Consider the following 254-nt stretch of genomic DNA (forward strand, 5'->3'; position numbering starts at 1 on the left):
CCTGGTGCTAATCAGTTTACAATTGTCAACTTTTACAATCAAGGAAATGACTTTGTTGTGACGCAAGACCCTGAAACAGGTGATCTAAGTGCTGAAGCACAGTTATCGTATGTTGATGACACTGGGCGTTCAGCTTATGACGGAGCCCCTGTCAGTTCTCAAATTGAGGCTGTTTCAGGGCCGGCAGCTGCTAGAAACTATGGTTGTGCTGATTTAATCGTGCTTTACCTTTATCACACTAGAGCTGATACTGG

The 254-nt window shown here is 44.5% G+C and carries 1 protein-coding gene; it reads left to right on the forward strand.

The genetic code is table 11. The features are described 5' to 3' along the window. A partial coding sequence (locus AWN68_RS11155) for a hypothetical protein (RefSeq protein ID WP_157716182.1) occupies positions 1–254 on the forward strand: 254 nt, incomplete at both ends.

It is taken from the genome of Roseivirga echinicomitans (assembly GCF_001592935.1).
Taxonomy (GTDB): Bacteria; Bacteroidota; Bacteroidia; order Cytophagales; family Cyclobacteriaceae; genus Roseivirga; species Roseivirga echinicomitans.